Here is a 14,159-nt window from a genome sequence, read left to right as displayed (position 1 = left end):
GTCTGAATATTAAGACCCATATTAAAAACAAGGTTGTAAGTGCATGAGCAATTTTGACTCGACAAAAATACTATTAAGTGAATTACTCGACAATATCAAAAAAGGTAAGGTTCAACTACCTGATTTCCAACGTGGATGGGTGTGGGATGATGAACATGTAAAAGATCTATTGGTAAGCATCGCACGTTCGTTCCCAGTAGGCGCTGTCATGCTACTTGAAACAGGCGGTGAAGTCAGGTTTCAAACTCGACCTATTGAAGGTGTCGAAGATCTAATCGATGCCACTGTGCAGCCTCAAAAGCTTATTTTAGATGGCCAACAGCGCTTAACAACGCTCACTCAAGCAATAGCATTAACCTCCCCTGTGAAAACAAGAACTAGCAAAGGTAAGCCTATTCAGCGACATTACTATTTTGATATCAAAAAAGCCATTGAGTCTGAAATATATATAGAAGATGCGATTGTTGCTGTCGATGAAAACAAACAAATAAAAAGCAACTTCGGCCGTGATATCGATTTAGATTTATCAACTGTTGAAAAAGAGTGTGAGCACATGATGTTCCCATGTGATCAAATATTTAACTCTAATCAATGGCTCATTAAATTAAGTCAAAACCACTCTAACCCTGAGGATCTAGCAATATTTACTGAATTTATTAGCAGGATCATTCAGCCCTTCTGTAATTACCAGTTGCCTGTCATTGAGCTTAAAAAAGAAACCTCTAAAGAGGCTGTTTGCTTAGTTTTTGAAAAGGTAAATACTGGTGGTGTCAAACTTTCAGTGTTTGAATTAATTACAGCAAGTTATGCTGCAGATGGATACAATCTACGAGATGATTGGTTGGGCTCTGAAATTCGAAATGTCGATTCTAGAAAATCACGTATAGCGAAGCACCCTCTACTCAAGGAAACAGAGGCCCCTGAGATGCTTCAAGCAGTGACGATACTGTATACCTATGAAATGCGACAAAATGATATAAAAGAAGGAAAAGTAGGCAAGCAAATTAGACCAGTAAGTGCTAAACGTACCGATGTTCTAAAGCTACCTCTCGAAGCGTGGAAAAAATATGCGGACAAGGTAGAAGATGGATTCAAAAATGCTGCCCAATTCCTTCGTAAAGAATACTTTTATGCTCGTAGTGAATTGCCCTATAGCACTCAAGTTATTCCTTTAGCTGCAGTCATGTCTGTGCTGGGTAATCGTTGGTTAGAGCCAAAAATTTACGAGAAACTAGCACGGTGGTACTGGTGTGGTGTCTTAGGAGAGCTCTATGGTGGCGCAGTTGAAACCCGTATTGCCAATGACTTCGAAGAGCTTCTAGCTTGGTTTGAGGATAACGACAAAATCCCTCGGACTATTATTGATGCATTCTTCCAACCAGAAAGACTGTATAGCTTACGTTCTCGCAATAGCGCTGCCTATAAAGCTATAAACATTTTAATCCTAAGAGAAGGCGCTAAAGACTGGTTCTGGAACTCAACTATCCAAGAGTTAGATGCACAGCAAGAGTTAGCGTTAGATATCCACCATATATTCCCCATCAAATGGTGCGAGGATAGAAATATAGACCCTAAAATATATAACTGCATTTTAAATAAAACCAGCATCTCATATAAAGCTAATAGAAAAATTGGTGGAGATGCACCGTCAGTTTACTTACAAAAAATTCAAAACGAAAAGCAAGTTAGTCTCTCTGATGATGAAATGGATAAACTGTTGAGCAGTCACTCACTATCTCCTGATCTATTACGAAATGACGATTTTGATGCGTTTATATCAGATAGACAGGTACAGCTTATTGAATTGATATCCAAAGCTATGGGTAAAGATATTCAAGAAAGCCACAATGATTAGCGAGTTAATTATATATTTAAGGGTACAGCCATGAAAAAAATGTTTTTAATGCTTGCTTTGGCACTCTCTAGCAATCAAGTTTTTGCTAATGACTGGGAGATGCTTGCTAAAGATGGGTACGCAGCTATAGCAAAAACAAAGCTGACCAATAGAACTTTTGATGGCTGTGAGTATGACAAGGTATATCAGCTTGATGTCGGTCTGTATTTTAAATGTACTCGCTATAAATATTTATATAGGTATAACCCTGATGTATACATACTAAAGCACGCTATTCATGACTCTTATAAGGTTGTAATAGCTGACGAAGAGTTTCATGGTGTTCTTCTAAGATAAGAAATTGGCTCATTACCAAATATATAGCCTAGATATTCAGTGATACATAAAGAGCAACCTACCTTTCCAAAACAACTGATTACACACATCACGAGCGATAGTATGCACACCAGCCCAAGTATAAACTTCAAAGAAGAATTTAGTGCCAAGATACCTGCCCTCACCTTGTTAATGAACTTGGGTTATCACTATCTATCGCCAGCACAGTGCTTCAAGCTGCGCAGCCCCAATAATAACACCATTAGCCACTCAGCGACCCATAGCAGCAACCAAGTGATGCTATTGCCAGTGCTGCGTGAATTCTTAGCCAGTCAAACCTTTCCCTTTGAAGGCAAACAGCATCACTTATCTGATGCCAGCATCGATAAGATTGTGCATCAGCTCACCCCAGCCTTAAACCAAGGGCTTAGTAAAGCCAATGAAATCATTTATGACGCCCTACTATATGGTGTTGGGGTTACTGAATTCGTTAATGGTAAAAAAGCATCGCCGACCATTAAGCTTATTGACTGGGATAATATCCATAACAACCGCTACCATGTGACAGAGGAGATGGTGGTTCAAAACAGCGATGCCACAGGCAATGTCATCCCTGATATCGTCTGCTTCGTGAACGGTCTGCCACTGGTGGTCATCGAGGCCAAGCGCCCAGACTCTAATAATCCCCACAAATCGACCAATAGCCAGGCCATATCGCAGCATCTGCGTAACCAAGGCCAAAAGTACATTCCGCATCTGTTTGCTTATAGCCAACTGCTACTGACGATTAATGGCTACGAGGGGCTATATGCAACGTGCAATACCCCAGAGAAATTCTGGGCCAAATGGATTGAAGAAGAGCTTGAAGAGGCAGAATTTAAACAATTAAAAAATCAGCCGGTACACCCAGATCAATTAGCGGCTTTGTTCGCTCATCGCAAACCTAGAGATAAGCAAGAATACCTATCGCTTGTCCAGTCAGGGGAGCTGACAGTGACTGACCAAGACCGCTTGATTATCAGTCTACTGCGCCCCGATAGGCTACTGGACATGACCCGCTTTTATACCTTATTTGACAGTCGTGCCGGCAAGATTGTCGCCCGCTATCAGCAGGTATTCGGTATTAAGGCACTGATTAAGCGGGTCAGTCAGCTTGATGACAAAGGCAGTCGCGCGGGCGGCGTGATTTGGCATACCACAGGCAGTGGTAAGTCATTTACCATGGTGTTTTTGTCCAAAGCGCTTATTTGGCTTGAGGATCTGGCCAAATGCCGGGTGTTTGTGGTCACTGACCGCATTGATTTAGAAAACCAAATTGCGCGCACCTTTATCTCAGCTGGTGCCCTTAGCGATAAAGACAAAGCGATGGCCAAGGCCTTATCGGGTCGAGACTTGGCAAAAAAGGTGGGGCAAGGTAATGAGCGTATTATCTTCTCTATTATTAACAAATTTGGCGCCGCCGCGCAGTACCCCGAATTTTATAACCCCAGCGAAAACATTATCGTCTTGGTTGATGAGGGTCACCGTAGCCAAAATGGTGCCAATAATATCCTTATGCAAAAGGCGCTGCCCAATGCCGCTTTTATTGCCTTTACCGGTACGCCGCTGCTCAAAGACGATAAGACCGAAAATAAATTTGGTAAAATCATCCACTCTTATACCATGCAGCAAGCGGTAGCCGATAAGACCGTTACCCCCTTGTTATATGAAGAGCGCATACCTGAGCTCAACACCAATGATGTCGCCATTGATAAATGGTTTGATCGCATCACTCAGAAGCTGACCACTGAACAAAAAGCCGACCTTAAGCGTAAATTTGCCAAAAAAGGACAGGTGTATCAAGTCGAGGGGCGTATTGAGCTTATCGCCCATGACATCTCAGACCATTTTCAAAACTTCAAACAGCAAGGGTTAAAAGGTCAACTGGCCTGCGACTCTAAAGCTTCAGCCATTCGCTATAAGCAGGCACTAGACAATATTGGCAAAGTCACCTCAGTGGTCGCGATGTCACCACCTGATACCAGAGAGGGCCATACTGAGGTCGATGTAGAGAGTAAAGATATCGTTCAAAACTGGTGGATGCAGCATGTCGCGCCCAACTATGGTATGGATGATGTGCAATATACCAAGGATATTATCGATGCCTTTAGCCAAGACGATGGGCCCGATATTATGATCGTGGTCGATAAGCTATTGACCGGCTTTGATGAGCCCAAAAACACCGTACTGTATATCGACAAGCCGCTTAAAAGCCATAACCTGATTCAGGCCATCGCCCGAGTGAACCGCTTACACAGTCATAAGCAATTTGGGTATCTTATTGATTATCGAGGTATTTTAAAAGAGCTTGATACCACCATCGAAGATTATCAGAATTTGGCTGAGCGGACTCAAGGCGGGTTTGATATTGATGACTTAGCTGGCATGTATAGCTCGATGCAGAGTGAGTATAAGAAGCTGCCCATGCTGCATAGCAAGGTCTGGGCCATATTCGCTGATGTGGCTAATAAGCAAGATGGGCACGCACTACGTCAGGCGTTATCGCCCAAGATGCAACAGCGTGATGGCATGGTCATCGATACCAACCTTAAAAAACGCGATGACTTTTATGCCGCCTTGACTGAATTTGCCAATACCATGAAAGTGGCGCTGCAATCGGCGTCTTACTTCGACGATACTTTTTTTGACAAAAAGCGCAATTTGTATAAAAAAGACTTAAAGGCCTTTATCGAGCTGCGTAAGCAAGTGCGTGAAGATGCCAATGAGACCATCAACTTCGATGAGTATGAAGACGACATTCGAAACCTACTCAATAAGCACATCGCCGGTCTTGAGGTCAAAGAGCCTGAGGGTGCTTATCTGGTGGGTAATATGGGGAAAGAGGTCAAGCCTGAACAGCTGAACGATGATGAGGCACGTAACCAGACCGATAAGATTACTAGCCGAGTGACCAAAATGATTGAAGTAGACTTGGCCGATGACCCTTATGCTCAAGAGCATTTTTCTAAATTATTAAAGCAGGCCATTGAAGATGCCAAGGCCATGTTCGATGCCCCAGTGAAGCAATATATGATGTTTGCCGACTTCGAGCAGGATGTCAAAGCCCGTAACATGCCCGATGTGCCCAATGCTTTTGTTGATCCATCAGGTGTGCATAACAAGCATGCTCAAGCTTACTTTGGTCTGTTTAAGCATTTATTTCCCAAAAGTTTGCTCATCGACAATCAGCTTAGCGAGCAGGACTTGGTCAATTATGCATTTGAGATTGATAAACTCGTCAATACTGCGGTTAGCGAGAACTCGTTAAATCCTGCCCAAATGGAGAAGTCAATTAACTTTGAAATGATGCGCTTATTGTACAAGCCAATCGGTATAGACAATACCAAGCGTATGGCTCAAGAAGTGATTAATATCGCACGCTTGGGTCTATCACGGGGCAAGCGATGACAGACCGCGGTACAGCCAAAAACAGCCACCGCTTATATTATGGCGAAAAACTCATTGATTATGAAGTAGTGCGCAAGGCCAATAGTCGTAAATTACGCATCAAGGTTCACCCCGACCAGCGGGTAGTGGTCACAGCGCCTATGGATACCACACAAGCCTTTATACAAAGCTCAGTAAATAAAAAGGCGGGCTGGATATGGCAGCACGTACAAGATTTTGCCAAGCAAAAAAGCGATGTACTGCCCAAGCGCTATATCAGCGGCGAGACCCAGTTTTATTTGGGGCGAAGATATGTGCTCAAGATCACAGCTGATGATCAACGGCCAGAAGCGGTAAAACTGTATCGAGGTAAGCTTAATGTTAACCTAAGCCTTGAGCAGCTTGAGACTCAAGAAAGAGCCGCCAAAGTCAAAAGCTTGCTGGATAACTGGTATCAGCAAAAAGCCAAAGCGGTGTTCTATGAGCGCTTATTGGCCATGCTGCCTAAGACCGATTGGGTTAAGGGCACGCCTGCCTTTCGACTATTGTCGATGAAAAAACAATGGGGCAGCTGCTCTACCCAAGGTAATCTGGTGCTCAATCCGCATTTGGTCAAAGCGCCCAAAGAGTGCATTGATTATGTGATACTCCATGAGCTGTGTCATATTGCTGAGTACAACCATAGTGAGCAATTTTGGCGGCTGCTAACCCAAGTCATGCCGCAGTGGAAAGCACTAAAAACTCAGCTTGATAGCATGGCCGAGCTGTATCTAAATGAGTAATGTAAGCGCTACTCCCTACGCTTAATCGCCAGACGCCTCGACCACAGGCTGACGCTTGCCCGCCTCTAATATCGGCAAATTGGCCTCAGTCGGCACATAAATAATCTGATTAATCTTACCCTCACGCAGCGCTTCACCAAAGGCACCGATGAACTCTTGCTCGCGGTATTCTGGGTACTCCTTGGCCGTTTGGCCGATAATCTTGATAGCCTCCGCTCTGAGCTGTGCAGACTCTAACTCTGCACGGGCTTGCTCAATCTGGATCATTTTTGACTGAGTGGCCTCAGCCAATGCTGCCTTACCGCGCATCTCTTGCGACCAAACCTTATAAAATGGGTAGCCGGCCATTACGATAAGCACCAGTACCACGGCTGTTATTAAGCTTACAATGATGAGCTTCACGGTAGATTCTGATTTCATTACTTCATCCTTTTCTTAATCCGTCATTTAAGGTGTCGTCACCTGCTTATTAAGCTAACACAGATTGTATACACACTCAGTAAAGGCCGGTTTACCCTTGGTAACGGTGTTTGTCTAGAGCAGCGGCCCCATGGTGGAGACAATATTAATCCAGATGCGGTAATAAATCGGCCAGTCACGCACCTCTTGACGCATCACCTCATCTGAGTCAGCGATATACGCATACTGACGCTCCACAATCTGTGCCGTGAACGCTTCATCATAAAATAACGCATTGTTCTCATAGTTTAAGTCGAAGCTGCGCAAGTCTAAATTGGTCGAGCCAATCAAGCTTATCTTACCATCCACCGTTAGAGTCTTGGCATGCAGTAAGCCAGGCTTATACTCATACACCTTCACGCCGGCTTCAAGCAGCTGCCAATAGTAGCTGTGACTGGTGGCGGCCACAATAAAGGAGTCGTTGTTTTTTGGAAAGATAATGCTCACCGCCACACCGCGGTAAGCGGTGGCACACAGCATATTAATCAAGGTGTAATCTGGGACAAAATAGGGAGTGGAGATGATAAGGGTGTGACGTGCCTGACTCATCAGCGTACTCAAAAACTGCGGCGTGGTGCCTTGACGCTGAGTAGGACCATCGGCGAAGACTTGAGCGGCAATGCCCTCAGGATGCGGCTCGGTGACATAAGGGAAGCTATTAAAATCGGTATCGGGGTTTTCCATCAGCCAGTCATTGGCAAAGAGCATTTGATTTTGGGCAACCAGCGGGCCTTGTACCCGCAGCATGATATCGACCCAAGGCGCATACTTGGGCTTAATCCGAAACTCAGGATCAGCACTGTTGCGGCTGCCGACATAGCCAATCTTGCCATCAATCACGGTAATCTTACGGTGATTGCGTAGGTCAATACGACTAAACAGCAGCACTTTTAGCAAATTATTGATCGGTAGCGCCACACTCACCTTAACCCCAGCGTCTTGCATCCGCTTCCACAATAAGGAGCGTAACAGCTTGCGTGACCCTAAGCCATCGACCATGGCACGGCAGCGCACCCCGCGTTTGGCAGCACGCATTAATGCCTCACCCACGGCGGTCCCCATGTCATCATCTAGCCAAATATAATACATCACGTGAATATGATCTGTGGCGGCATCGAAGTCGGCAATCATACGCTGCTGCGTGGCCTTGGCATCGGCCATAAGCTCGGCACGGTTGCCCAACGTAGTGTGAAAGCCGGTGACACTCGCCGCATATCCGGCTGCTTGATATTCACGCTCTACCACCTGTGCCATCGTGTCTTTATCGCCCAGCACTTGAGGATAGCTTTCGGCCAACTTCTGAGTGATGCGATCATAGCGGTGGGTGAAGTTGATGCCTAAATGCACCTCACCAAACATCCAATACACCACCACGCCTACGTATGGCAAGATAAACAGCACCACCAGCCAAGCCAGACGAGCCGGAGCGGACAGATCATGGCGGGCCAATACCCGCAGCGAGATGGTAAGCCATATCAAAAAATGTAGGCCGAGTAAAAAATCCAAAAACATGCCGTCACTCTCTAAGTATAAAAAATACAAGGGTGCTTCTTATTATAGTGGTTGATAGTAAAGCCCTACTCTAGAAGCTAAGCGGTAATCACTTGTCATTTAGTATAGCCCAGCTTGTGATGCCATTGGGTTGCTAACTGTAGCAGGCACAGACAATAAAAAAACCAGCCTAAGCTGGTCTAATTGCCTCATCCGTTATGTTAAGCGGAAGGCAGCTGGCGTATTTGAATCAGGACAAAAGATACAGGCGTAAGCTTAAAGCGGCTTTGGCCAGCGTATTATCTATTGGGCAGACGCAAAAATTGCGGATTGGTCACATTAATCTGTAAGTAACTTTGGGTGGAGGTGATATTGCCAAGCACACACATTTTTTTACCCACATAACTGTCCATACGGCCGTAGCGCTTCTCAAACCATACATAGTCTTTGTTCCACACCAAGGCGGTGAGACTTTGATTGGGATTTTTTTTGTCAAAATTAATGTAGTGCCTATTGGGCATATGATTAATCTCTGCCACTGTACCACATGCCATGACCGACTTGCCGATATATAGCGGGGCTTTTGCAGAGTCGATCTGGGGTTCTGCTGCGATGGCTGTAACTGCTGCTGTGAGCAGCAAGCCGCCCGTCATAAGTGCTAATTTGTTACCCATAACGCTGACTATACCTCTTAATAAGCAGACCATGTGCCTAGCTTAGTTTGTACCAATGCGACCATAACTGTTATTGACACTGATTGACACCTTGCCCCTCAACATCAAACAAACCCACCTCAAGCGTATGCATCAAGGTGATAATGGTTTGTCACCCTACTCCCATTAAATAAAAAAAATCCTACAATACCAATACCTTATCGCCAAAGCCTAATTTGGCAAAAAGTTAAGCCCTAAGCAAACTCTCTACTAGAGATATTTACCATTTTTATCGCAGCTTATGTGTTGGTTTTTTTTAATTATTTTTTAGGAGAGTCTTTATAGATTCAAATAGTATAACATTTGTTGACTATTTAGGTTTAGATTCACGTAGTGTTAATGTTTACTTTTTATGATATTTACCGATTACTGGGCACAAAAAAAAGCCAGCCGAAGCTGACTTTTTACCTTAAATACTTTTAATCTTAAATATAGCCAATACTAAATGATGCCGTTAGCTGTACATAGCAGCTTGCAATGCAGATCGACTATTGAGCAGAAGCGCCGACCAGCTTAACCTCAGCACGGTCTTCTTTGGCAATGCTTTCATAATAATTACGTAAGATTTGTAGCACTTCAGGACGGCTGAAGTTCTCAGGCACTTCTTGATCTTCAGATAAAGCCTTACGCAGCTTGGTACCCGATACCTTCACATGATGTTCAGCGTCATGCGGGCAGGTCTTAGTCGAAGCCATGGCCTGACAAGCATTACACCAGAAGGTCCAGTCAATCTTCAAGGGCTGAGTTAACATAGCGTCTTTGTCAATCTCATCAAAAATAGCCTGCGCATCAAAAGGACCATAATAGTCGCCCACACCAGCGTGGTCACGGCCGACAATCAGATGGCTACAGCCATAGTTCTGACGGAACAGCGCATGTAACAACGCCTCACGAGGACCGGCGTAGCGCATGTCTAATGGGTAGCCGGCTTGAATGACGGTGTCTTTTTTGAAGTAATTGTCAATCAAGGTCTTGATGGCTTCTTGGCGCACTTCAGCAGGGATATCACCTGGCTTTAAAGCGCCTAATAACGAGTGAATCATCACCCCATCACAGATCTCAATGGCAATTTTGGCCAAGTATTCATGCGAGCGGTGCATTGGGTTGCGGGTCTGGAAGGCGGCGATGGTCTGCCAGTTCTTCTCCTCAAACAATTTGCGGGTCTCAGCAGGCGTCTTATAAATCTCAGGATATAAGGTTGGGAATTCGCCTTGGCTAAACACCTTGACCGCACCGGCCACGTTCACCTCACCTTGCTCCATCACCTGTTTTACCCCAGGATGCTCTTCTTCTGTGGTGGTAAACACTTGCTGGCACTCATGCGCCTTATCAATGGTGTAAGTCTCCTCAACAGTGATGACCCCCATAATCTCGCCATCTTCTGCCACTAAAGCCACCTCATCGCCTGGGGCTAGGCTATCCGCTTGCTCTTTGCTGGTAGATAAGGTGATGGGAATGGGCCAAAACAGGCCTTTATTGGCGCCGGTTTTTAGGGTCATCTCATCCACAACCCCCTGCCAGTCGGCTTGATTCATAAATCCATCTAATGGGGTAAATCCACCAATACCCAGCATAATTAAGTCGCCACGCTCACGTGAGCTTAGGGTAATCTTGGGTAGGTTTTTGGCATTGTGTAAGGCTTGGCTTAGCGCCTCACCCTCTAGTAATAAAGGCTTTAGCTCATCGCTGCCATGCGGCGGTACAATGCTGGTTTTGCCAAGGCGTTTTACTATTTTTTGTGAAGTCATAACATCATCCAGTAAGGTTAACAGAGAGTCTAAGTAAGACTAATATGGCGGTAAATGGCCCTTATCGCACCCCATATCAGCAAAGCATACAGTAGGCTTAAATGATTAAGCTCAAATAATTAGGCTTAAATTATCTACTTAGGCTATTTATAAAAATCGATTGCATTAGACTAACCAAATTTACTTATTCTTATCTATGCTCTCTTTGGATATAGATATGTCAGATATGAATTTATAAAACACTATAAGCATAGGTAGTATAGCTGCATGATTTTTTGTTATCCAAGGGCATATGAACTATGTATAAGTACACTCATGCAGACCAAGCCATGGTTGATGAGCGGGTTGAGCAGTTTCGCGATCAGACCCGCCGCTTCCTAGCCGGGGAGTTACCCGAAGAGCAGTTTTTGCCACTGCGCCTGCAAAATGGTCTATATATCCAGCGCCATGCGCCTATGCTACGTATCGCTGTGCCTTATGGTCTAATGGCAACCTACCAGGTACGTAAGCTTGCCGAAATCACGCGCAAATATGACCGCGGTTATGGCCACTTCACGACCCGTACAAATCTACAGTTAAACTGGCCCAAGCTTGAAGAAGTGCCTGATATCTTAGCTGAGCTTGCCTCAGTACAGATGCATGCCATCCAAACTTCTGGCAACTGTATCCGTAACACCACCACCGACCCTTATGCCGGCATTAATGCCAATGAAATAGAAGACCCACGCCCTTATTGTGAGATTATCCGTCAGTGGTCAACTTTCCACCCTGAGTTTGCTTTTTTACCGCGTAAATTCAAGATTGCGGTCATCGGTACACCAGAAGACCGAGCAGCGACTCAAGTGCATGACATCGGCTTACATGTGCTAAAAAATGAAGCGGGTGAGATTGGCTTTGAGGTTATCGTTGGTGGCGGCTTAGGCCGTACGCCCATCATCGGTAAGACCATCAATAAATTCTTACCACATGAGCACTTATTAAGTTATCTAGATGCCATCTTGCGGGTGTACAACTTGTATGGTCGCCGAGACAACAAATTCAAAGCCCGTATTAAAATCCTAGTGGAGAGCATGGGTGAAAGAGAATTCACTAAGCTTGTCAATAAAGAGTGGGAAACCTTTACCAAAGATGGACCATTAACGCTAACTGATGACAACTTTGAAACCGCAAAAAGCTACTTCCCAGAGTTTGATTATGAGCATATCGATACGCTGGCAAGCCAATCTGAGCTTAACAAGCACTTAGAGAATAAGGCGTTTGCGGACTGGTACTCTCGCAATACCGTTGCGCATAAAGTGGCCGGTTACCGTGCGGTCGTGGTGTCTTTAAAGGCCGGACTTGTCAATGGCAAATACGTGCCTGCCGGTGACGTGACTCATGAGCAATTAGACCGCCTAGCCGATTTAGCTGACCAATACAGCTTCGGTGAAATCCGTGGTACCCATCAACAAAACCTAGTGTTTGCTGATGTGAAGCAAACCGATCTGTATGCCTTATGGGAGGCATTAACTGAGATTGATTTGGCGCGTCCTAATATCGGCACCTTAACCGACATGATTGTCTGCCCAGGCTTTGACTTATGTGCGCTGGCGAATGCCACCACCTTTAACATTGCCGAACAGATCGAAAAACACTTTGATGACTTAGATTATTTGTATGATCTAGGCGACATTCAGCTCAACATGTCAGGCTGTATGAATGCCTGTGCCCACCACCATGTGGGTGATATCGGTATCTTAGGCGTCGATAAAAAAGGTGAGCACTGGTATCAAATCAGCTTAGGCGGCAGCTCAAAAGCAGAAACACGTCTGGGTAATATCCTAGGCCGCTCAGTGGCCACAGAGGAAGTCGCGCCTACCCTACAAAAGGTACTCGATGTGTATACCCAGCAGCGTTATGTCGAGGGTGATCATCCTGAGCCATTTGCTGACTTCGTACAACGTGTGGGCATCACGCCATTTAAGGAGGCTGTATATGGGTAATCACCGTATTTTAGATGCGCAGGCCAAAGACATTACCGCTGAGGACACCTGGTATGCGCTCTTTACTTCAGAGTTGCCAGATGGCGTGGCCGCTAAGACCACTCAGCTAAGTGAGCTGTTAAATAAGTCTGAACGCCTAGATGTTATCTTACCGCTGTCTGATATTTTAGCGCCGCAAGGACTGTTAACCGAAGTATTGGCGATGATTGCCAATCACAGCAGCCGTGTGGGCTTATGGGCCGACACCAGCATCTCAACCGATCAGCTCGATCAGCTGTTGGCAGCTTGTAAAGACAGCGAGCGCCCTTTGTTAAATGCTTTAGACCTTGTGGTCTTATATCAGCCAGGCTTCGGTGATGGTCGCAGCTTTAGCCAAGCGCGTCATTTACGCCAGCAAGGCTTCGAGGGCGAAATCCGTATCGCAGGTGACTTTGGCCGTGATCAAATTGTGTATTTGCAGCGTGCCGGCGTGGACAGCTTTATTATCCGAGCTGAGAATGTGACCGATGACATTCAAGCGGCTTTCTCAGTGCTGCCCTCCTCTTACGATGGCAGCGTGGCCAGTCAGTTGCCAATGTTTAGAAAGCAAGCTTAGCGCTTTTAAAGAATTGGCGTTTTGCGGTATAAACTTAGAGCCCGCTTTGACTCATACTCTCAAAAAAAACTTTATTACTCTTATAAAATAAGGACACTCCTATGACCATCGAAATCAATATCGACCAAGCCAACCAAGAGCTTCAAGGCAAAACCCCTGAGCAAATCGTTGAGTGGGCGCTTGCCAAAGCCGAAAACCCAATCATCACCACCAACTTCCGCCCTTATGAGTCAGCCATCTTACATTTAGTGGCCAAGCAAAAGCCGGATATCACTGTACTTTGGGTAGACTCAGGCTACAACACACGTGCCACTTATGACTTCGCTAATAAGCTGATTAAAGATCTAAACCTAAACGTAGTGACTTATATTCCTAAGCAAACCAGCGCCCATCGTGACGCCACCATGAACGGTATTCCAAGCGTAAATAACCCGCTACATGACGAATTCACTGAGCAGGTAAAGCTTGAGCCATTTAAGCGTGCTTTAGCTGAGTTAAAGCCTGATGTGTGGTTCAATGCCATCCGCAAAGACCAAACTGAATTCCGTCAAGGTCTTGATGTGCTTAGCCAGTCAAAAGACGGCGTATTAAAAGTCGCGCCTTTGTTCTACAAAAACGATAAAGACTTAGACGCTTACTTAGCAGAGCATGACCTGCCCAATGAGTTTGATTATTTTGATCCGACCAAAGTTGAAGAAAACCGTGAGTGTGGTCTACACACTCAGCTGTAATCCTCTAGATGGCCAGTAAGCATTAAGGCCAGTTAGAGACACAGACACCGCTTAATGGCTCA

11 protein-coding genes are annotated in these 14,159 nt (G+C 45.2%); 7 read left to right on the top strand and 4 right to left on the bottom strand.

Going from position 1 to position 14,159, the window contains the following annotated elements; genetic code table 11:
• Positions 1-43 precede the first annotated feature (43 nt).
• From MN210_RS06030 to MN210_RS06015, 4 genes are all read left to right on the top strand, one after another.
• Positions 44-1,855: a GmrSD restriction endonuclease domain-containing protein gene (locus MN210_RS06030; protein WP_338412755.1), complete on the top strand. Its 1,812-nt coding sequence runs from the start codon at positions 44-46 to the stop codon at positions 1,853-1,855.
• A gap of 30 nt (positions 1,856-1,885) precedes the next feature.
• Positions 1,886-2,191 carry a hypothetical protein gene (locus MN210_RS06025; RefSeq protein WP_241879537.1) on the top strand — a complete coding sequence of 102 codons (306 nt, stop codon included), beginning with the start codon at positions 1,886-1,888 and terminating at the stop codon, positions 2,189-2,191.
• A gap of 102 nt (positions 2,192-2,293) precedes the next feature.
• Positions 2,294-5,617, top strand: a complete 3,324-nt coding sequence (locus tag MN210_RS06020; protein WP_338412754.1) for a type I restriction endonuclease subunit R — start codon at positions 2,294-2,296, stop codon at positions 5,615-5,617.
• Positions 5,614-6,378 (top strand): M48 family metallopeptidase, encoded by a 765-nt coding sequence (locus tag MN210_RS06015; RefSeq protein WP_338412753.1) that lies wholly within the window; start codon positions 5,614-5,616, stop codon positions 6,376-6,378. Before MN210_RS06020 ends, MN210_RS06015 begins: the two co-directional genes overlap by 4 nt.
• A 21-nt stretch (positions 6,379-6,399) precedes the next feature.
• Here the strand turns inward: MN210_RS06015 and MN210_RS06010 are convergent, their stop codons facing one another.
• The 4 genes from MN210_RS06010 to sat all read right to left on the bottom strand — a co-directional run bounded on the left by MN210_RS06010 (position 6,400) and on the right by sat (position 10,789).
• Positions 6,400-6,798 (bottom strand): hypothetical protein, encoded by a 399-nt coding sequence (locus MN210_RS06010; RefSeq protein WP_241879535.1) that lies wholly within the window; start codon positions 6,796-6,798, stop codon positions 6,400-6,402.
• Positions 6,799-6,912: 114 nt separating this feature from the next.
• Positions 6,913-8,349, bottom strand: coding sequence for a cardiolipin synthase (gene cls / locus MN210_RS06005; RefSeq protein WP_338412752.1), 1,437 nt, complete (start codon positions 8,347-8,349; stop codon positions 6,913-6,915).
• A 278-nt stretch (positions 8,350-8,627) separates the two neighbouring features.
• Positions 8,628-9,002 carry a hypothetical protein gene (locus MN210_RS06000; protein ID WP_338412751.1) on the bottom strand — a complete coding sequence of 125 codons (375 nt, stop codon included), beginning with the start codon at positions 9,000-9,002 and terminating at the stop codon, positions 8,628-8,630.
• Positions 9,003-9,529: 527 nt separating this feature from the next.
• On the bottom strand, positions 9,530-10,789 hold the full coding sequence (gene sat / locus MN210_RS05995; protein ID WP_011960370.1) for a sulfate adenylyltransferase: 1,260 nt from the start codon (positions 10,787-10,789) through the stop codon (positions 9,530-9,532).
• Between the two features lie 299 nt (positions 10,790-11,088).
• On the opposite strand from sat, the gene MN210_RS05990 reads away from it, so the two are divergent.
• The 3 genes from MN210_RS05990 to MN210_RS05980 all read left to right on the top strand — a co-directional run bounded on the left by MN210_RS05990 (position 11,089) and on the right by MN210_RS05980 (position 14,097).
• Entirely contained in the window at positions 11,089-12,771 is a 1,683-nt protein-coding gene (locus MN210_RS05990) for a nitrite/sulfite reductase (RefSeq protein WP_338412750.1), read from the top strand.
• Entirely contained in the window at positions 12,764-13,366 is a 603-nt protein-coding gene (locus tag MN210_RS05985; RefSeq protein ID WP_241879531.1) for a DUF934 domain-containing protein, read from the top strand. The genes MN210_RS05990 and MN210_RS05985 overlap by 8 nt, the downstream gene beginning before the upstream one ends.
• Positions 13,367-13,467: 101 nt before the next feature.
• Positions 13,468-14,097, top strand: a complete 630-nt coding sequence (locus MN210_RS05980) for a phosphoadenosine phosphosulfate reductase domain-containing protein (protein ID WP_011960367.1) — start codon at positions 13,468-13,470, stop codon at positions 14,095-14,097.
• Positions 14,098-14,159 lie beyond the last annotated feature (62 nt).

Source organism: Psychrobacter raelei, assembly GCF_022631235.3.
GTDB classification, from domain to species: domain Bacteria; phylum Pseudomonadota; class Gammaproteobacteria; order Pseudomonadales; family Moraxellaceae; genus Psychrobacter; species Psychrobacter raelei.
Note: the sequence above shows the minus strand (reverse complement) of the source record. Positions and strands in the feature narration are given on the sequence as shown.

Excerpts from the sequence above, each read along its gene's own strand:
- MN210_RS06030 (WP_338412755.1), top strand. The coding sequence starts at position 44 with ATGAGCAATTTTGACTCGACAAAAATACTATTAAGTGAATTACTCGAC.
- MN210_RS06025 (WP_241879537.1), top strand. The coding sequence starts at position 1,886 with ATGAAAAAAATGTTTTTAATGCTTGCTTTGGCACTCTCTAGCAATCAA.
- MN210_RS06020 (WP_338412754.1), top strand. The coding sequence starts at position 2,294 with ATGCACACCAGCCCAAGTATAAACTTCAAAGAAGAATTTAGTGCCAAG.
- MN210_RS06015 (WP_338412753.1), top strand. The coding sequence starts at position 5,614 with ATGACAGACCGCGGTACAGCCAAAAACAGCCACCGCTTATATTATGGC.
- MN210_RS06010 (WP_241879535.1), bottom strand. The coding sequence starts at position 6,798 with ATGAAATCAGAATCTACCGTGAAGCTCATCATTGTAAGCTTAATAACA.
- cls (WP_338412752.1), bottom strand. The coding sequence starts at position 8,349 with ATGTTTTTGGATTTTTTACTCGGCCTACATTTTTTGATATGGCTTACC.
- MN210_RS06000 (WP_338412751.1), bottom strand. The coding sequence starts at position 9,002 with ATGGGTAACAAATTAGCACTTATGACGGGCGGCTTGCTGCTCACAGCA.
- sat (WP_011960370.1), bottom strand. The coding sequence starts at position 10,789 with ATGACTTCACAAAAAATAGTAAAACGCCTTGGCAAAACCAGCATTGTA.
- MN210_RS05990 (WP_338412750.1), top strand. The coding sequence starts at position 11,089 with ATGTATAAGTACACTCATGCAGACCAAGCCATGGTTGATGAGCGGGTT.
- MN210_RS05985 (WP_241879531.1), top strand. The coding sequence starts at position 12,764 with ATGGGTAATCACCGTATTTTAGATGCGCAGGCCAAAGACATTACCGCT.
- MN210_RS05980 (WP_011960367.1), top strand. The coding sequence starts at position 13,468 with ATGACCATCGAAATCAATATCGACCAAGCCAACCAAGAGCTTCAAGGC.